This window comes from Streptomyces sclerotialus (assembly GCF_040907265.1).
Classification (GTDB): Bacteria; Actinomycetota; Actinomycetes; order Streptomycetales; family Streptomycetaceae; genus Streptomyces; species Streptomyces sclerotialus.
In genome coordinates this window covers 6,822,047-6,839,732 of record NZ_JBFOHP010000002.1, presented here as the reverse complement: position 1 = coordinate 6,839,732, position 17,686 = coordinate 6,822,047, and the positions used below count along the sequence as shown (strand labels likewise).

Here is a 17,686-nt window from a genome sequence, read left to right as displayed (position 1 = left end):
CCGCGACGGGTGGGGGAGCGTCACGGCCGGGATGAGTGGCCACACCGTAGATTGGTCCAGACCTGAGGTCAATGGGTCTGGACCACTTGCGGCGGCCGGGCCGCGAAGGATTCCCGCCGTTCTCGGCGCGCCCGCGCCCCGCCGTCAGGGTGCCGGTGCCCGGAGTTCGCCGACTTCCGGGCGGCCCGCCGGGGTGACTCAATCGCGCTGCGTGCTCCGCCTGGACTGTCGACCGGCTTCGTTGCCCGCTGCTTCACTTGAGCGGCCGGGCTCCGGTGCCGAGGCAACCCGCACGGGGCTTCTTGTGCTGCACGCGATATCGATGCCGTACGCGTCACCGATGCCGTACGCGCTGCCGATGCCGCACGCGTGACCGACACCGCGGGAAGGGACCTTGGGATGACCACCGCCCAGACGCCGGAACAGCAAGGGCAGCCGGAACAGAACGGAGGCCGGGCGCAGTTGAGCCTCGGCGTCGCCGCCGCACGGAATCTGACGACCACCACCAAGACCGTGCCGCAGATGCAGGGCATCAGCTCGCGCTGGCTGCTGCGCATGCTGCCGTGGGTCGAGGTGAGCGGCGGTACGTACCGGGTCAACAGGCGCCTGGTGTACGCGGTCGGTGACGGCCGGGTGACCTTCGTCCAGGAGGGCGCCGATGTCCGGGTCGTCCCCGCGGAACTGGGGGAACTGTCGCTGTTACGCGGCTTCGACGACCCCGAGGCGCTGCGCGCCCTGGCCGAGCGGTTCCAGCAGCGGGAGTACGAGCCGGGCCAGGTGATCGCCGAGGAGGGGCAGCCCGCCGACCAGGTCCTCCTGATCGCACACGGCAAGGTGGAGCGCCTCGGGACCGGCAAGTACGGCGAGCAGACCCGGCTCGGCGTCGTCGCCGACGGCGGGTTCTTCGGTGGTCAGGTGATCGGTGCCGAGCCCGGCAGCTGGGAATTCACGGCGCGTGCGGTGACCGCCTGCACGGTGCTGGCCCTGCCGCGCCAGGCGTACGAGGAAGTGGCCGGGCAGCACGAGCGGCTGCGCGACCACGTCCAGCGGCGCCAGGCCGAGGGGCAACGGCCGCAGAACAGGCGCGGCGAGGCCGATGTCGCGCTCGCCGCCGGGCACACCGGCGAGCCCGTGCTGCCGGGCACGTTCGTGGACTACGAACTGGAGCCCCGCGAATACCAGTTGAGCGTCGCGCAGACCGTGCTGAAGGTGCACAGCCGGGTCGCCGACCTCTACAACGACCCGATGAACCAGGTCGAGCAGCAACTGCGGCTGACCATCGAGGCGTTGCGCGAACGCCAGGAACACGAGCTGGTGAACAACCGCGAGTTCGGGCTGCTGCACAACGCCGACCACAGCCAGCGCATCTCGCCCCGCTCCGGCCCGCCCACCCCGGACGACATGGACGAGCTGCTGAGCATGCGGCGCCAGACGAGGTACTTCTTCGCGCACCCGCGCACCATCGCCGCCTTCGGCCGGGAGTGCAACAAGCGCGGGCTCTACTTCGGCGACACCGACGTCAACGGCCACCGCATCCCCTCCTGGCGCGGCGTACCGATCTTCCCGTGCGGCAAGATCGAGGTCACGCCCCAGGGCACCTCCGCGATCCTCGCGATGCGTACCGGCGAGGCGGCCGAGGGCGTGGTGGGCCTGCGCCAGACCGGCATCCCGGACGAGTACGAGCCGGGCCTGAACGTACGGTTCATGGGCATCAACGACCAGGCCGTCATCTCCTACCTGGTCAGCACCTACCACTCCGCGGCCGTACTGGTCCCCGACGCCCTCGGCGTGCTGGAGAACGTCGAGGTCGCCCGGCCGGCCGACTGACGCCCCGCCGCACTCCCGGCCCCGCCCTGGTGGCGGCGCGCCCTGAGCAGGGGAGACCTCGTTCGCCGTCGCCGCGATCCTCGTCGCCGCCGCCGTCACCTGGGCTCTGCGCGCCCTGCCCTTCGCCGTGCTCGCGCCGCTGCGCGCGAGCCCGACCGTCCAGTACCTCAGCGGGCGCATGCCCGCCGGCGTCATGGTGATCCTGGTCGTCCACTGCCTGCGCGACCTGCCCCTCACGGAACCGCGCGCCACGGGCCCCGCTCGCCGCTCCGGCCGTCACCGCCGGCCTGCACCTGTGGCGCCGCAACGCCCTGCTCAGCATCCTCGGCGGGACGACCGTCCATGTCGCCCTGGCCAGCACGGTCTTCGCCCACTGAGGACCGGCTGTCCGCATCCCCCGCCCGGGGTCGCGCGTCGGCGTTGCCGTTTCCGCAACAACTGTTGTCGTTCCGGCGCGGTGGTCGCAGTCTGCTGCCCGACCGGCCGAAGGCCGGCGACAGCAGCGAACGGAGGCCACACGATGACCGCTTACCGAGACGCCGGCCCCACCCCGAGCGGCGGCGGCAACCGGCCGCCGGGCAACCGCGTCCACCACGTCCGGGCCGGTGAGCTGGACGGCCACACGGCCATCAGCGGCAGCACGGTCGGCTCGAAGAAGCTCTGGATGGGACTGGTGGAGAACCCACCGCTGAGCGCGACGGACAACCACCACCACGGCGCGTCGGAGGCCGGGATCTACGTGGTCAGCGGCCACCCCGTGTTCGTCTTCCACGACGGCGAACAGGAGGTACGGATCTCCGCGGGCCCCGGCGACTTCCTCCTCGTGCCGCCGTTCGTCCCGCACCGCGAGGAGAACCCCGACCCGGACGAGCCCGTGGTCGTCGTGATCGCACGGACCACGCAAGAGCCGGTCAAGGTACCTCTTCCCGAGCTGTACCAGCTCAAGGAGACGGACCCGCACCAGGACGAAGAAGCGGCCCGGGCGCTCGGCTGACCCGCGCCGCCGCGAGGCCGCCGGCCGGGATCACTCCTCCCGCGGCGGCCCGCTCGTCCCCCGTACCACCAGCTTCGGATCGATCACGGCCTCGCGCGGCTCCCGGTCCCCCGCCGCCAGCCGCTCCACGGCGAACCGCACCGCGTGCTCAGCCATGAGTACCGGGTCCTGGCGGACCGTCGTCAGGCCGACCGGCATCACGTGCGACAGGTGACTGTCGTCGTAGCCGACGACCGACACCTCGCCCGGGACGTCCACGCCGGCCCGGGCGAAGGCCATCAACACGCCCATCGCGCACCGGTCGTTGCCCGCCAGGATCGCCGTGGGCAGCGGCTCCCCCCGGTCGCGCTCGGCGAGCAGCAGGCGCCCCGCCTCGATACCGGCGCCCTCGTCGTGCGCACCCGGGATCACCCGTATCCCCTCGGCCAGCCCGTGCCGGCGCATCGCGGCGCGGTAGGCGCGGCGCCGCTCCACCGAGCCGGACTGCCGGCCGCCGTCGATGTGCACGATGCGCCGGTGGCCCAGTTCGGCGAGGTGGTCCATGGCCTGCCGAACGCCCTTGCTCTCGGCCGAGTGCACGCTGTCGACGCGTGCCCCCGGCACCCTCCGGCCGACCGAGACGGTCGCCGTGCGGTGCCCCAGCGCGTCCAGGTCCGCGGTGTCGGACGACGCGCCCAGCAGGATCAGCGCCTCGCAGCGGTGGCTGATCAGCGCTTCGATCGACTTGGCCTCGTCGCGGCCGGGCGCGTTGGCGGAGAGCAGTACGTCGTAGCCGTGGCGCTCGGCCTGGGGGTAGAGGCTCTCCACGAGGTCCGCCTGGAACGGCTGGTGCAGGGTGCACATCACGCCCAGCGTGCGGCTGTGGCCACGCGCGAGCAGCCGGGCCGCGTTGTCGGGGCGGTAGCCGATCTCGGCGGCGACGCGCAGCACCCGGTCGCGGGTCTCCTGGCTCGCGCCCGGCCGGCCACGGAAGACGATCGAGACCAGTGCCCGGGAGACGCCTGCTTCCGCCGCAACGTCCGCCATCGTGGGGCGCTGCTTGCCCGATACATCCACCCGTGCTCCCGCCCTTCGACTCCGCCCACCTTACGAGCAGGCTCGCAATCCCCCGGCAACAACCTATTGACATGACATTTGAGCAAGGCTCATCGTACTCAACTAGCGCGCTCTAGTAGAGCGCGCTAGCCCGCCTCCCCCTGGGAACTTTCCGGAGTCCCACAGCGAAGGGAAAAGCCGCCATGGACATCAGGGACGACGCCGGCCCGGCCCCCGCCCCGGTCGCCGCCGCCACCGGCACCGCCCCGCGTGCGGTGACCCGGCGACTGCGGCTCATCACCGTCATCGCCACCTTCGGCGGACTCCTCTTCGGTTACGACACCGGCGTCATCAACGGCGCCCTCCCCTACATGACCGAGGACCTGGGCCTGTCCCCGGTCACCGAAGGCATGGTCACCAGCTCGCTGCTGCTCGGCGCGGCGTTCGGCTCGCTCTTCGGCGGCAAGCTGTCGGACGCCCGCGGCCGGCGCCGGAACATCCTGCTCCTCGCCGTGCTCTTCTTCGCCGGAGCGCTGGCCTGCACCCTGGCCCCGACCACGGAGTTCATGATCGTGGCGCGGTTCGTGCTCGGCCTCGCGGTCGGCGGCGCCTCCGTGACCGTGCCGGTCTACCTGGCGGAGATCTCCCCCGCGGAGCGCCGCGGCGGCCTGGTCACCCGCAACGAACTGATGATCGTCAGCGGTCAGCTGGCCGCCTTCACCTTCAACGCGGTCATCGCCGGCGTGGGCGGGGAGGCGGCCGGCATCTGGCGCTGGATGCTGGTGGTGGCCACCCTGCCCGCCGTGGTGCTCTGGTTCGGCATGCTGGTGATGCCGGAGAGCCCGCGCTGGCTGGCCTCCAAGGCGCGGTACGCCGACGCGCTGGAGGTGCTGAAGCAGGTCCGGTCCCAGCAGCGCGCCGAGGCGGAGCTGCGCGAGGTCACCGCGCTCGCCGTCGAGGACGAGAAGGCGAAGCTGGGCGGCTGGTCCGACCTGAAGGTGCCGTGGGTGCGCAAGCTGGTCGGGGTCGGCATCGGCATCGCGATCGTCATGCAGATCACCGGCGTGAACACGATCATGTACTACGGCACGGCGATCCTCACCGACGCCGGTTTCGCCGCCGACGGTGCCCTCACCGCGAACATCGCGAACGGTGTGATCTCCGTGCTCGCCACCTTCGCCGGCATCTACCTGCTGGGCAGGGTGAACCGGCGCCCCATGCTGATGGCCGGTCAGCTCGGTACCATCGCGGCGCAGTTGCTGATCGGCGTCTTCTCCCTCGTACTGCCCGCCGGCGACGGCCGCGCCTTCGCGGTCCTCGCCATGACCGTCACCTTCCTCGCCTTCCAGCAGGGCGCGATCTCCCCGGTGACCTGGCTGATGCTCTCCGAGGTCTTCCCGCTGAAGCTGCGCGGCTTCGGCCTCGGCATCGCGGCCTTCGCCCTGTGGATCACCAACTTCCTGGTGGGCCTGACCTTCCCGGTCCTGGTCGACGCGATCGGCGTCTCCCACACGTTCTTCGTCTTCGTCGCTCTCGGGCTCATGGCGCTGGCGTTCGTCCACCGGTACGTCCCCGAGACGGGCGGCCGCACCCTCGAAACCCTGGAGACGGAGCTGAAGGCCCGCTTCTCCTGACCCTTGTCCCCTGTTCCCTTGTCCCCTCCCCCTGTCACGTCCTGGGCCGCCACCGGCCCGGGAACCCGAGAAAGGATCTGCCATGACTGTGCGCGTGGGCGTCATCGGCGCCGGCTGGATCGGCCAGGAACACATCCGGCGTCTCACCGACGTCGTCACCGGCGCCGAGGTCACCGCGGTCACCGACATCGACTCCGCACGCGCCGAGCGAGCCGCGGCACGGACCGGGGCCCGGGTGTACGCCACCGGCGCCGAGCTGATCGCGGCGGACGAGGTCGACGCCGTACTCGTCACCTCGTGGGGCCCGACCCACGCCGAACACGTACTGACCGCGATCGCCGCCGGTAAGCCGGTGTTCTGCGAGAAGCCCCTGGCCACCACGGCCGAGGACTGCCTGAGGATCGTCGAGGCCGAGATGGCGCACGGCAGCCGTCTCGTGCAGGTCGGTTTCATGCGCCGCTACGACCAGGGCTACCGGCAGATGAAGGAGGTCATCGCGGCCGGCCGGATCGGCGAGCCGCTGGTGGTGCACTGCGCCCACCGCAACCCGACCGTTCCCGAGTCGTACACCTCCGACATGGCCGCGCTCGACACGGCGGTGCACGAGATCGACGTACTGCGCTGGCTGCTCGACGACGAGATCGTCTCCGCCCAGGTCGTCACGCCGCGCGCCACGAGCAAGCGGTTCGCGCACCTGAAGGACCCGCAGATCATGCTCTTCGAGACCGCGCAGGGGGCCCGGATCGACCTGGAGGTCTTCGTCAACTGCCAGTACGGCTACGACATCCAGTGCGAGGCGGTCGGCGAGGAAGGCCTCGTGCGGCTGCCCGACCCGGCCTCGGTCGGGGTGCGCACGGCGGGGCAGCACAGCACGACGGTGCTCACCGACTGGGTGGGCCGCTTCGCCGACGCCTTCGACACCGAGTTCCGCGAGTGGATCGCGCAGCTCGCCACGGGCGACGGCCCCACCGGCCCGTCCGCGTGGGACGGTTACGCCGCGACCGTCATCACCAGCGCCACCGCGGAGGCCCTCGACTCGGGCCGCGTCGTCGCCACGGACATGAAGCCCCGCCCCGCCTTCTACGGAGGGACCGCCTGAGCCTGCCCGACGCGGGCGGCGCGAGCTGCTGCACCCACGACGGTGTCCCCCGCGCCTGAGGGGGCCGCCGCCGTGGGTCCGGGCTCGGCCGGTGTTTCAGCTGCCGCCGGTGAGGGTGGCGTGGAGCAGTGCCGACAGGTCGGCCGGTGCCACCTCGCCGAGTTCGCCGAAGGCGCCGGAGCGCCGCCCCAGCACGATCCCGATGACCGCCGCGACCACCATCTCGGCACGCAGCCGGGGGCGCGGCAGCCCTTCCGCGGTGAAGCGCCGGTGCAGCGGCTCCACCAGCCGGGCGTGCAGCGCGGCGCGGGCGGCCTCGTCCGCCTCCGGGTCCCCCAGGCGCTGGACGGCGACCTGGAGGATGGGGACGAGCCCCCGGCGGTCGGCCCGCTCCAGGACCCGCAGCAGGCGCGCCGGATCGAGCAGGTCGTCCAGTTCGGCATCGCCCCGCTCGGCCTCCAGGGTGGCCAGGTACAGCTGTGTCTTGCCCCCGAAGTAGCGGGCGATGAGGGCCGCGTCCACGCCCGCGCGCCGGCCGATGTCCCGCGTGGTGGTGCGGTCGAACCCGCGCTCGGTGAACAGCTCGCCCGCCGCGCGCAGCAGCAACTCGCGGCTGAGCGCGGAATCCCTGCGGCGAGCCTCTTGTCTCCCGCTCACCGGTGCCCCTTCGTGTCGTGTCCGTCCGCGTCGGGAGCTCACGCTCCGTTGCTCGTCACCCTACGTGCCTCGGCGGCCGGTGCCGTACCGGCCGGTCCGGACACCTGCCGGGGCGGGGTGGTGGTGCGCTGGGCGCGGGCCAGCAGGTAGCCGGCCAGGGCGGTGACCACCCAGACCACGCAGCCGGCGAGCGCGGCGGCCCGGTAGCCGTCCTCCGCCGGCAGCCCGCCGCCACCGGGGTGCGCCGCGAGCACGGCCGCGCTGAGCGCACTGCCCATGGAGTACCCGATGTACTTCACCACCTGGTTGAAGCTCATCGCGCTGCCGGTCTCGTGCGGCGGTACCGCGCCCACGATCAGCGCGGGCATCACCGACATGGTGACGCCGGCGCCCACGCCGATGAGCCCCATGCCGACGAGCACCTCCCACAGCCCGTCGTGCGCGCAGGCGAACAGCACCGTCGCGCACAGGGAGACCAGGCAGCCCAGGGGCAGCAGCCGGGCGGGCGGCACGGTACGGGAGGCCAGCCGCACGAGGCGGCCCGCGACCATGCTGCCCGCCGAGAAGGGCACCAGCGCCAGACCGGCGACCACGACCGAGGCGCCGAACCCGTACCCGGCCGCCTCCGGCGTCTGCACGAACTGCGTCACCAGCGACAGCATCACGTACATCGCCACGCCGGAGAGCAGCGCGGTGAGGTCCGCCGCGAGCACCGCCCGGTCCCGGACCAGCCGCACGTCGACCAGCGGGTGCGGGGTGCGCAGCTCGTGCAGTACCCACCAGACCAGCAGCAGTACGGAAACGGCGACCAGCCCGAGCAGCCGCGCGGAGCCCCAGCCCCAGTTCTCCCCCACGGTGGTCGCGTAGAGCAGTCCGGCCATTCCCGCGGCCAGCAGTACCGCTCCCAGGACGTCCAGCGGACGCTTGGGCCGGTCGGGCGATGCGGGATGGACCACGGAGATGGCGGCCAGCGCCAGCGCCGCGGCGATCGCCGCGAACCAGAACCCGGCGTGCATCCCCAGGTACTCGGCGAGTATGCCGGTCAGCGGGTAGCCCAGCCCCACGCCGGCGGCGGAGGTGAGGGACAGGGTGGCGACGGCGTGCCGGGCGCGCTCGGGCGGCAGTGCGTCCCGCGCGGTGGCCATGGCGAGGGGGGTGAGCCCGATGCCGACGCCCTGCAGCGCCCGCCCCACGACCAGGCCGGCGAAGCCCGTCGGCAGTGCCGCCAGCAGGCTGCCCACGAGCACCACCGCCAGCCCGCCGAGCATCACGCCGCGTCGCTGCGGCCCGTCGCCCAGTCGCCCGATCAGCGGCGTGGCCACCGCGCCGACCAGCATGGTCACGGTCAGCGACCACTGGGCGACGCCCAGGGACACCTGGTCCACCCGCGCGATCGTCGGGATGAGCGGTGCGCCGAGACTACTGATGACCGCCACCAGCATCCCCACCGAGAGCAGCACGGGCAGCAGTGCCCGCTCCCTCCGCGAGGGGGTCGTATCTGCGGCTTCCACTGCGGAGTCCTCCTGTCGGCACGTTGTCATCAGCTGATGTCATCATACGATGACAAGTGACACTGCCGGTCGGCGCGCACAAACGGTCGGCACGGTGATGTCCCACTTCCTCAAGAACCCTTCGGACCCGCAGTACCGCGAGGACGCACGCCGGACGGCCCGGCCACGGAGGGCCGGCAGCCCCTATCGGCCTGACGGCCACAGGTACAGCCACAGGTACAGCCACACGTCAGCCACGTATACGCCCGCGTCGGCACACGCATACGCCCGCGCCGGCAGCGGACCGGTCTCCCCGCTGCCTGTCCGGGGGGGGACACAGGCTCTCAGCCGGTGCTGGTCCGGAAGCGGCGCCGGTACTCGGTCGGAGTGGTGTCGAGCCGGCGGCGGAACGCCCTGACGAGGGTGTCGACGGTGCCGAACCCGCAGGCGGACGCGACGCGTTCGAGTGTGGCGTCGGTGGATTCGAGCTGGTGGCGCGCCATCTCGACGCGGACCGATTCGATGTAGGCGTGCGGCGTCATGCCGAGTTCGGTCTTGAAGACCCGGGTGAGCTGCCGGTCGCTGACGTGGGCGCACGCGGCGAGGTCAGCGACGGTGAGCGGTTCGCCGATGTGGCGCATGATGTGGTGGCGGAGGTCCTCGATACGCCGTGTCGTGGCCACCTGCTGCAGCGGAGCACTGAACTGACTCTGCCCGCTCGGCCGTTTCAGGTACATCACGAGCTGCTGGGCGACGCGCAACGCGATGGCCTCGCCGAGGTCGTCGGCGATGAGGGCGAGTGACAGGTCGAGGCAGGCACTGATACCCGCGCCGGTCCACACATCGCCCTCGCGAATGAAGATCGGGTCGGCGTCGACCTCGACGGCCGGATGGTCGGTGGCCAGCTGCTGCGCGGTCGACCAGTGCGTGGTGGCGCGCTTGCCGTCGAGGAGCCCGGCCGCCGCGAGGATGTGCGCGCCGACGCACACGGAGGTGACCCTGCGCGTCCGGCCGGCGAGTCGTTTCACCCAGCTCACCACGGCGGGATCGACGAGCGGACGTACGCAGCGATCGCCGTCGACCTCGACCGAGCCGGGCACGACGAGTGTGTCGATGCTCTTCGCCGACAGCACCTCGAAGGTCGTGTCGGGGAGGATGCGGACGCCGGCGGCGGTGGTGACCGGGCCCATGGTCTCGGCGGCCAGCACCACGTCGTAGCCCGCCGCTTCGTCCGTCTCGCGTCGCGCGAGGGAGAACACCTCCGGCGGCCCGGTGACGTCGAGCAGGTCGACGCCATCGAAAAGGACGATGACGATCAGTCGTCTGACGGTCTCCACAACACTCCCCCGTGGTCGGCAACTTCCGTACCGGTAAGCGACATCCATGTCAGCATCTGCATGTCGGTATCTGCATGTTAGATGACATTGCCGACACATGGTCCTGCCCGTAGCGTCATAGGCGCAGGTCACCGCACCGGTGGGCTGCCTCCCCCGACACGCGATCCCCAGGCGGTTCCCCATGCCCAGAACGACGCTGCGTCAGCTCAACGGCCTTGACGACACACCCGCGAAGCTCGCCGACTCCACCCTGGTCCTCATCGACTACCAGAACACCTACACGACCGGTGTGATGGAACTGGACGGCTGGCAGGACGCGCTCGACGCCGCCGCCCAACTCCTGGCGCGGGCCCGCCAGGAGGGCGCGAAGGTCATCCACGTCATCAACGACGGCGGCGAAGGCACCCCGTACGACATCCGGGCCGAGATCGGCCAGATCCACCCGAGCGTCGCGCCGGTCGACGGTGAGCCCGTCGTCGTGAAGCAGGCCCCGAACGCCTTCCTCGGTACCGACCTGGACCAGCACGTCGATGCCGCGGGCAGGAACAACCTCGTCATCGCCGGGTTCATGACGCACATGTGCGTGGCGTTCACCGCCCAGGGCGCCTTCCTGCGGGGCAACCACCCCACCGTCGTGGCCGATGCCAGTGCCACCCGCGCGCTGCCGGTCGCAGGCACCGAACTGGACGCCGGCCAGGTGCACAGCAGCGCTCTCGCCACCATCGCCGACCTGTACGGAGTCGTCGTTCCGTCGCAGAAGGAGATCGTCTGATGAAGCTGCTCCGTACCGCCGCCGCCCTGGGCACCGCCGTCGTGCTCGCGGCCACCGTCACCGCGTGCGGCGGAAGTTCCGAGGCCGCCTCCAAGGAGGACAAGCCGACGTCTCCCGCCGCTGAGAAGAACATCGCGAAGGACACCACGACGCTGCGGCAGCTCAACGACTTCAAGGAGACTCCGGCCAAGCTCTCCGACGCGACGCTCATCCTCGTCGACTACCAGAACACCTACACCGAGGGTGTGATGGAACTCGACGGGTGGAAGCCGGCGGTGGACAACGCCGAGGCGCTGCTGAAGCGGGCCCGCAAGGCCGGCACCCCGGTCATCCACATCGTCGACAAGGGCTACGACCTGAAGTCGGAGGCGGGGCAGATCATTCCGGCGCTCGCGCCGGTCAAGGGCGAGCCGGTCGTCGAGAAGAGCGTCCCCAACGGCTTCCACGGCACCGACCTCGCCGACGAGGTCAAGAAGGCCGGGAACGAGAACGTCATCATCGCCGGCTTCATGACGAACATGTGCACCCTGTTCACCACCCAGGGCGCCTTCCTCAACGGCAACAAGCCGACCGTGGTGGCCGACGCCTCCGCGACCCGGCCGCTGCCGCTGAAGGGCAACCCGAACGGCATCCCCGCGAAGCAGGTACACGAATCCGCCCTCGCCACGGTCCAGGACCTCTACGGGGTCGTGGTGCCGTCGCAGAAGTCGCTGGCCTCGTAACTCGCTGACGCCGGGATGCGCGCCCACTACGCATCCCTGAGGCCGAGCTGATCAAGCAGCTCAGCCCGGTGATCGTCGTCGAGAACAACGCCGTCGGCGAGATGGTCTTCAACACCGACCTCAAGGTCGCTGACGCCCTCAAGGGCAAGGAGGACCTGCTCTCGGACGAGATCCTCCAGCAGATCGGCGGCACGGCCCCCAGCACCGAGACCGCCGCCTTCAGCGCGGCGGCCGCCGGTACCTGCCCGATCACCGGACACACCGCAGCAGTGTGATCACCGGACACACCGCAGTGGTGTGATCACCGGAACCACCGCAGTGGTGTGACGACCGGGCGCCCCTCCACCCCCACCCCCTGGGCCGGAGGGGCGCCCCCACACCTGCTCCGCCGTGTGAGGCCGTGCCCCTAGGATGCAGACACCACCAAGGCCATGATCACTAAGGGGCATGTGAAGGTGCACGACACGCCGGCCGCCGCATCGGACACCGCCTCATCGGACGCCGCCTCATGACGTCGGCACTCGTCGTCGGCGGCGGGCCCAACGGACTCACCGCCGCGGCGCTCCTGGCCAAGGCCGGCGTACGGGTCACTCTGCTGGAGGCCGCCGACGAGGTCGGCGGCGGCACCCGAAGCCACGAAGCGCTGCTGCCGGGACTGCTGCACGACCACTGTTCCGCCATCCACCCGATGGCGGTCACCTCCCCCGCGTTCCGCTCCCTCGGTCTGGAACGGCACGGACTGCGCTGGCGCCTGCCGGAGGTCGACTGCGTGCACCCGCTGGACGACGGCTCGGCCGGGGTGCTGCTGCGTTCCGTCGAGGACACCGCCCGCACGCTCGGAGCCGACGCGGGCCGGTACCGGGCCTTCATGGCCCCTTCGCGGCGGTGGGACGAGCTCGCCGGTGACGTGCTGGGGCCGCTGCTCGGCGTTCCCGCGCATCCCCTGCTCCTCGCGCGATTCGGCGCGCCGACCGTACTCCCGGCGGCCCTCCTCGCACGCGTCTTCCGCACCCCGCAGGCCCGGGCGCTGTGGGCCGGCGTCGCGGCACACGCCCTGCGCCCGCTCTCCCACCCGTTCAGCTCGGCCATCGGCCTCGGTCTCCTCACCGCAGGCCACCGCGCCGGCTGGGCCGTCGCCGAAGGCGGCTCGCGGGCCATCGCCCGCAGTCTGGAGAAAGCCCTGCGCGCGCACGGGGGCGAGGTGCGCACCGGCGTCCGCGTCACGGACGCCACGCAGCTGCCGCCCGCCGACGTCACCCTCCTCGATCTGGACCCCGGCCAGGTCGCCCGCATCTACGGCGACCGGCTGCCCGGCCGGGTACGCACCGCCTACCGGCGGTTCCGCCGCGGACCCGGCGCGTACAAGGTCGATCTGGCCGTCGAGGGCGGTGTGCCGTGGACCAACGAGCACGCGCACCGCGCCGGTACGGTGCACCTCGGCGGCACCCTGCCCGAGGTCGCCCAGGCCGAGCGGGACGTGGCGGCCGGGCGGATGCCCGCGCGGCCGTTCGTGCTCGCCTGCCAGCAGTACCTGGCCGACCCCTCCCGGTCCGCCGGGGACGTGCACCCCGTCTGGACGTACGCCCATGTCCCGCACGGGTACGACGGCGACGCCACCGAGGCCGTCCTGAGCCAGCTGGAACGCTTCGCACCGGGCGTCCGGGAACGCATCGTGGGCATGCGGGTCACCCGGCCCGCCGACTTCGCCGCCGCCAACCCCAACTTCGCCGGCGGCGACATCCTCACCGGCGCGGAGACCGTCCCCCGCCTCGTCTTCGGGGCACGGCCCACGCACAACCCGTACTCGACCGGCCTCCCCGGGGTCTTCCTGTGCTCGGCGGCCGCTCCCCCGGGCCCCGGCGCACACGGCATGTGCGGCGCCGGCGCCGCGAGATCGGCGCTGCGCCATCTCGGTGTCCCGGCGGTGTGAGCTTCAGTGATCGGTACGGCCGGTACGGCCGGCCTCGTCGGTACTGCTGAGCCGGCCGGCCAGCCGTTCGGCGCGAGCGGTCGCGTCGTCCGCGGCGCGCCGCGCCTCGCTCGTCGCCCGTTCGGCCTTCCGCAGCCGGTCGCCGGCCTTACGCTGCGCCGCCCGCGCGTCCTTCTCCTCGCGCCCGGCGTCCTTGAGCAGCCCCTTGAGTTCCGCGATGCGCTGCTGGGCCCGGTGCCGTCGGTCTTCGGCGTCCTCCGCCGCCTGCCGCGCCGTCCCGAGTGCGTCCTCGCGGGAGTGCAGCGCGTCCCCGGCGTCCGCCGCCTGCCGCTGGGCGCGCCGCCACTCCTCCCGCCGCTCCCGGCGGGCGCGAGCGGCGGCCAGGTCCGTCACCCGGTCGGCGGAGCCCTTGCCACCGGCCTTGGCTCCGGTCCTGCCACCGGCCTTGGCGCCGGTCTTCGCCGAGGCCGCCGACTTCCGGGGGCGGTCGTCGGCGGCCTGCCCAGTACGGTGGTCCGTCGACGGGGCGGGGGCCGTCCCGGTGACGGCGGGGAATCCGGTCGGGGCGGTCAGCGCCCGGGTGAGCCGCCCCTGCGCCCACTGCTCCGCGGCCTCCGGGTCGGCGAGCACCGCGTGCAGCGTTCCCTCCACCTCGCGCTGGGCCGCCTGGCCGAGGCGCTGCCCGGCCCGGTCGGCCAGCTGTTGCGCCTGCCGGGCGAGCGCGGAGACGAGCTGCCGTTGCCGCGCGGACAGCTCCCGCAGCTGCCCGCCCGCCAGGTCCCGGTGCGCGCGCCGCATTTCCGCACCGAGCTCCAGCAGCGGACCGACCTCGTCCGGCTGCTCCCGTACCAGGAGGTTCCCGGCCCACGCGGCCAGGGTCGGCCGCCGCAGCCGGCGGATCTCGGCCGCCAGCCCGCGGTCACCGGACTGCTGGGCCGCCTTGGCGCGTGCGTCGCGGGCGGCGGTGAACTCGCCCGGCGGCAGTCCGTACAGCTCATCGGCCACCGCATCCAGCTCCACCGGACCTCCTGCCTGCGCGGCGTCGACGCCCGCGTGGCCCTCGCACACTGACACGCTCCTCAAGCGTGACAGCAGGTGTACGGACGCGCACGCACAGGCGCGGGACCTGCCCCGCACGGCGCCGTCAGCAGTTGGTTACCGCTTCCGGTTCCGGTTCCGGTCCCAGGTGGTCGAGGAGCTGGAGGTGGTGCAGCTCCGCTATGGGGGCGAGCAGGTCCGGATGGCGCAGCAGTGCCGCCGCCCGGCGATCGCTTTCATCGGGCGCGGTCAGGCGGCGGAATTCGACCGCCACCCCGTCCATGTGCCAAGAGCCGGCGAGGGCGGTCACCGCGGCCACGGCCAGCTCCGGACTGCTGAGCAGGGACGCCGCCCAGCTCGCGACCACCTCGTCCACCCAGGTGCGCCATGCGTCCTCGTCCGCGCTGTCCGCGCGGTCCGCGCCGTCCGGCCCGGCGGCATCCGCGCCCGTCAGCCAATCGAGGCGGGCCGATCCGCCCGGCCCGGCCATCGTCACCAGCTCGATGTCCACCGGTGTCGGATAGCGCAGCCACGCCGCGACCGTCACGGCCTGACGCGCCTGCGCCTCCACGAGGGCGCAGCTCAGGGGGCCGCCACTGGAGGGGTACGCATACGTCAGCCACTGGGCCGTGGCAGCGATGAGGGGAGAGAGATCTGCGGGCATTACCGAGCCGTCCGAGTCCAAAAGGGGCCGAAGGATCCCAGAACGGTATCGCCGCGGCCTCCTGCCGGAAATGACGCACATCACGGCAAGCGCGTGGCCTCCGGTCCCCTCGCTTTCGTGCTGCGTCGGGCGGTGAAACCGGAACTCGTGGGTACGCGCGGGGTGGCACACGACGAACGGTACCCCTCGCACCACAGGTCACTGATGAGAGGCATGTCATGCTCCTTCCCCTCCTGGGTCTCCTGTTGACGGAGGGTCTGATGGGCGCTTCGGCTCACGCGCCGCCTTCCGTCACGTTGCCGGCCGCCGTCCTCATCGGCTGCTGGCTCCTCGCGTTCGCCGTCCGTGAGCGGGCCCGCAGCCGGCACCACCGACCCACAGGAGCCGAATGATGGAGGTCACCTGATGGAGGTCACCGCTTCCGCCCGCAGGCGCACCGGACTCCGCGACGCCGACGGCATGGCCGTCGCCTCGTTCGTCATGGGCCTTCTCGGGCTGCTGGTCCTCAACCTCGTCCTCGGGCCGGTCGCCATCGTCCTGGCCTGCCTCGCGCTGAAACGTGCCACGAGCCGCCGCCCCCGCGCACTGCTGGGCCTGGGCCTCGGAGTCGCCGACCTGGTGGTGTACGCCGTCCTGGTCGCAAGCGACAACGCAGCGTCATGGACGTTCAGCGGATAACCGAGGCCGTTCAGCGGCTGGCCATGGACGTGCAGCGGCCAGCCATGGCAGTGGAGGAAGGCCCGGCCGGGGCGCGGACGTGAGCAGTAGTAGCTGCTGTGGCACCGCTACCCGGGGTCACGAGGAAAGCGGCGCAGCAGCAGCCGCCACACCGCAGTCGCCGAGACCTGCTGCAACGCGGTCCGCTCGCGCTCTCCCCCGGTCACGGCCCACAGTCCGTCGGCGGTGCCGAGAACCCGCAGGGTGCCCGTGTGCGGGGTGCCCGCCGCATCGGGCCACCGCGTCACCACCTCCCACCACCGCGCGCCGTCCGCGGCGGAAGCCCCGACCGCCTCCAGCACCGGGTGCCCGGCCGGCGGACCGCCGTACGGTGCGGCACCGAACAGTTCCGCCACCTCCGCGGCGGGCACCGGAACCGCAGCCGCGCCGGGCACCGGCCGGGGCGCGAGCCCGACCACGCGGGCCACCGCGGCCGGCACGGAACCCGGGGCCATGCCGGCCAGTTCCACCAGGTCGTCGGGGACGTCCAGGAGCAGTGCCGCGGACTCCGCGCCCAGCCGGCCCGCACCGTGCACGCCGCTGCCGTCCGCTGCGGCGCCGCGGACGGAGAGTACGCACACCGGCTCGGCCATGGCGTCCACCACCGGTGCGACGGCCGGGTGCGGCTTCCCGTCGGACAGCACCCCGGCGTCCGACATCGCACGCAGCGCTTCGCCGTCGGCCCGCTCGCCTTCCGCCCAGTCGTAGAACGCTTCGAACAGCTCCGGGGACAGGCGCAGCCGTCCGCTGCCCCCGTCGAAGTGCGTCGCGGTCATGAGGACACTCCCCGAGGACGGAAACAGCCGGCCATCGAGGCGAACAGGTCCGCCTTCACGTCGTAGTCGAACGTGGCGGCCGAGGCGGTCACGGTGAACCCCTGGCGCCCGGCCGTCCACGACCACTGCTCCGCGGTGATGGCCCCGGCCTCGGGAAGGACGTGGTGGAAGAGCCGCCGCGTGCCGGAGCCCGCCGGCTGCTCGTCCATCAGGAAGTACTCCTGGAGGTGGTCCTCCAGCGCCCGGCCGACGGCCCGCTGCCACTGCCGCTCGTCCTCGATGTCCTCGGCCGTGACGACGACGTTGGCACGGAACGCCGCGCCGTCTCCCGGCTCCGCCGCGATCAGGGCGACCGGCGGTCCCGGCGGCTCCACCGTTTCCCAGTGCGCCGGAAGCGCGATATGGAATTCCTGCTCGTCGTACGGCCGCAGTGCGCTGCCGGTCATGCGAGCTGCCCCGCCCGTTCCTTGATGAAGGCGGCCACCTGGCGCGCCCTGCCCCTGGCCACATCGAATACGTAGGCGTCGCTCGCGGTCCGTACGACCAGCCTGGGGAATGGCGAACGCATCCGGATTCCGGGTCGCGGGCGGCCGTCCGCGCCCGCCCGCGCGGGCACCACCTCCACATCGGTGACCTGCTCCGCGGGAATCGTCACCACGGTCGGCTTTCCGCGAAGCGCATCCTCCCGCTTGGTCGCGGCGAATCCCAGGCCTTGCGGATACCAGGCCAGCTCGCCCTCGACCGTTCCCTTGCGCGTCAGTCCGTGAGCCTGCTCGTCGGTATCCGGATCGTGCACCCAGCCGCCTTTCCACTGCGCCACGGGCCCGGAAACGTTCCCGAAGCTCCTGCCCATCTCCTCCCGGCTCGGCACGGCGGGAGTCGCCGCGGCGAAGGACTCCGCCAGGGTCCCCAGAGCGCCCTGGAGCGACGCTTTCGGGACAACCCTGACCCGGCCCTGCCCCCGAAAATGCGCGCCTGCTATTGAGGGGGATGT

18 protein-coding genes and 1 pseudogene are annotated in these 17,686 nt (G+C 72.2%); 10 read left to right on the top strand and 9 right to left on the bottom strand.

Annotated elements, in window-relative coordinates; all coding sequences use genetic code 11:
* Window positions 1–399 precede the first annotated feature (399 nt).
* The 3 genes and pseudogenes from AAC944_RS30090 to AAC944_RS30080 all read left to right on the top strand — a co-directional run bounded on the left by AAC944_RS30090 (window position 400) and on the right by AAC944_RS30080 (window position 2,821).
* Window positions 400–1,827 carry a family 2B encapsulin nanocompartment shell protein gene (locus AAC944_RS30090; RefSeq protein ID WP_030622069.1) on the top strand — a complete coding sequence of 476 codons (1,428 nt, stop codon included), beginning with the start codon at window positions 400–402 and terminating at the stop codon, window positions 1,825–1,827.
* A 76-nt stretch (window positions 1,828–1,903) separates the two neighbouring features.
* Window positions 1,904–2,204, top strand: a pseudogene (locus AAC944_RS30085) (branched-chain amino acid transporter permease).
* A gap of 143 nt (window positions 2,205–2,347) precedes the next feature.
* On the top strand, window positions 2,348–2,821 hold the full coding sequence (locus AAC944_RS30080; protein WP_051872259.1) for a cupin domain-containing protein: 474 nt from the start codon (window positions 2,348–2,350) through the stop codon (window positions 2,819–2,821).
* Between the two features lie 30 nt (window positions 2,822–2,851).
* On the opposite strand, the gene AAC944_RS30075 is transcribed toward AAC944_RS30080, so the two are convergent.
* On the bottom strand, window positions 2,852–3,847 hold the full coding sequence (locus AAC944_RS30075; RefSeq protein WP_030622074.1) for a LacI family DNA-binding transcriptional regulator: 996 nt from the start codon (window positions 3,845–3,847) through the stop codon (window positions 2,852–2,854).
* Window positions 3,848–4,059: 212 nt separating this feature from the next.
* Here AAC944_RS30075 and AAC944_RS30070 point away from each other — a divergent pair, with 212 nt between their 5' ends.
* Together AAC944_RS30070 and AAC944_RS30065 are read left to right on the top strand one after the other, a co-directional pair.
* Window positions 4,060–5,490 (top strand): sugar porter family MFS transporter, encoded by a 1,431-nt coding sequence (locus tag AAC944_RS30070; protein WP_030622075.1) that lies wholly within the window; start codon window positions 4,060–4,062, stop codon window positions 5,488–5,490.
* Window positions 5,491–5,572: 82 nt separating this feature from the next.
* Window positions 5,573–6,589 (top strand): Gfo/Idh/MocA family protein, encoded by a 1,017-nt coding sequence (locus AAC944_RS30065; RefSeq protein WP_030622078.1) that lies wholly within the window; start codon window positions 5,573–5,575, stop codon window positions 6,587–6,589.
* A 96-nt stretch (window positions 6,590–6,685) separates the two neighbouring features.
* On the opposite strand, the gene AAC944_RS30060 is transcribed toward AAC944_RS30065, so the two are convergent.
* From AAC944_RS30060 to AAC944_RS30050, 3 genes are all read right to left on the bottom strand, one after another.
* Window positions 6,686–7,246, bottom strand: coding sequence for a TetR/AcrR family transcriptional regulator (locus AAC944_RS30060; protein WP_030622080.1), 561 nt, complete (start codon window positions 7,244–7,246; stop codon window positions 6,686–6,688).
* 38 nt (window positions 7,247–7,284) lie between these two features.
* Window positions 7,285–8,757 carry an MFS transporter gene (locus AAC944_RS30055; protein WP_368396506.1) on the bottom strand — a complete coding sequence of 491 codons (1,473 nt, stop codon included), beginning with the start codon at window positions 8,755–8,757 and terminating at the stop codon, window positions 7,285–7,287.
* Window positions 8,758–9,080: 323 nt separating this feature from the next.
* Window positions 9,081–10,073, bottom strand: coding sequence for a GlxA family transcriptional regulator (locus AAC944_RS30050; protein ID WP_030622085.1), 993 nt, complete (start codon window positions 10,071–10,073; stop codon window positions 9,081–9,083).
* 181 nt (window positions 10,074–10,254) lie between these two features.
* Here AAC944_RS30050 and AAC944_RS30045 point away from each other — a divergent pair, with 181 nt between their 5' ends.
* The 4 genes from AAC944_RS30045 (at window position 10,255) to AAC944_RS30030 (ending at window position 13,497) form a co-directional block, all read left to right on the top strand.
* On the top strand, window positions 10,255–10,845 hold the full coding sequence (locus AAC944_RS30045; RefSeq protein WP_030622087.1) for an isochorismatase family protein: 591 nt from the start codon (window positions 10,255–10,257) through the stop codon (window positions 10,843–10,845).
* The gene (locus AAC944_RS30040) at window positions 10,845–11,567 is read left to right on the top strand and encodes a cysteine hydrolase family protein (RefSeq protein WP_078888878.1); all 723 of its coding nucleotides are present in this window, start codon (window positions 10,845–10,847) and stop codon (window positions 11,565–11,567) included. The genes AAC944_RS30045 and AAC944_RS30040 overlap by 1 nt, the downstream gene beginning before the upstream one ends.
* Before the next feature lie 68 nt (window positions 11,568–11,635).
* Window positions 11,636–11,842: a hypothetical protein gene (locus AAC944_RS30035; protein ID WP_030622092.1), complete on the top strand. Its 207-nt coding sequence runs from the start codon at window positions 11,636–11,638 to the stop codon at window positions 11,840–11,842.
* A 233-nt stretch (window positions 11,843–12,075) separates the two neighbouring features.
* Window positions 12,076–13,497, top strand: coding sequence for a phytoene desaturase family protein (locus AAC944_RS30030; RefSeq protein WP_030622094.1), 1,422 nt, complete (start codon window positions 12,076–12,078; stop codon window positions 13,495–13,497).
* Between the two features lie 3 nt (window positions 13,498–13,500).
* On the opposite strand, the gene AAC944_RS30025 is transcribed toward AAC944_RS30030, so the two are convergent.
* The gene (locus AAC944_RS30025; protein WP_051872260.1) at window positions 13,501–14,565 is read right to left on the bottom strand and encodes a single stranded DNA-binding domain-containing protein; all 1,065 of its coding nucleotides are present in this window, start codon (window positions 14,563–14,565) and stop codon (window positions 13,501–13,503) included.
* A gap of 76 nt (window positions 14,566–14,641) precedes the next feature.
* Window positions 14,642–15,199, bottom strand: a complete 558-nt coding sequence (locus tag AAC944_RS30020) for a hypothetical protein (protein WP_030622096.1) — start codon at window positions 15,197–15,199, stop codon at window positions 14,642–14,644.
* Window positions 15,200–15,604: 405 nt separating this feature from the next.
* On the opposite strand from AAC944_RS30020, the gene AAC944_RS30015 reads away from it, so the two are divergent.
* Window positions 15,605–15,877: a hypothetical protein gene (locus tag AAC944_RS30015; RefSeq protein WP_030622098.1), complete on the top strand. Its 273-nt coding sequence runs from the start codon at window positions 15,605–15,607 to the stop codon at window positions 15,875–15,877.
* Window positions 15,878–15,984: 107 nt separating this feature from the next.
* Here the strand turns inward: AAC944_RS30015 and AAC944_RS30010 are convergent, their stop codons facing one another.
* The 3 genes from AAC944_RS30010 to AAC944_RS30000 are packed head-to-tail and all read right to left on the bottom strand — an operon-like array spanning window position 15,985 to window position 17,488.
* Window positions 15,985–16,692 carry an ESX secretion-associated protein EspG gene (locus tag AAC944_RS30010; RefSeq protein WP_030622099.1) on the bottom strand — a complete coding sequence of 236 codons (708 nt, stop codon included), beginning with the start codon at window positions 16,690–16,692 and terminating at the stop codon, window positions 15,985–15,987.
* The gene (locus AAC944_RS30005; protein ID WP_030622100.1) at window positions 16,689–17,138 is read right to left on the bottom strand and encodes a hypothetical protein; all 450 of its coding nucleotides are present in this window, start codon (window positions 17,136–17,138) and stop codon (window positions 16,689–16,691) included. Before AAC944_RS30005 ends, AAC944_RS30010 begins: the two co-directional genes overlap by 4 nt.
* A complete protein-coding gene (locus tag AAC944_RS30000) occupies window positions 17,135–17,488 on the bottom strand; it encodes a hypothetical protein (protein WP_490368272.1) in 354 nt (117 codons plus the stop codon). Before AAC944_RS30000 ends, AAC944_RS30005 begins: the two co-directional genes overlap by 4 nt.
* Window positions 17,489–17,686 lie beyond the last annotated feature (198 nt).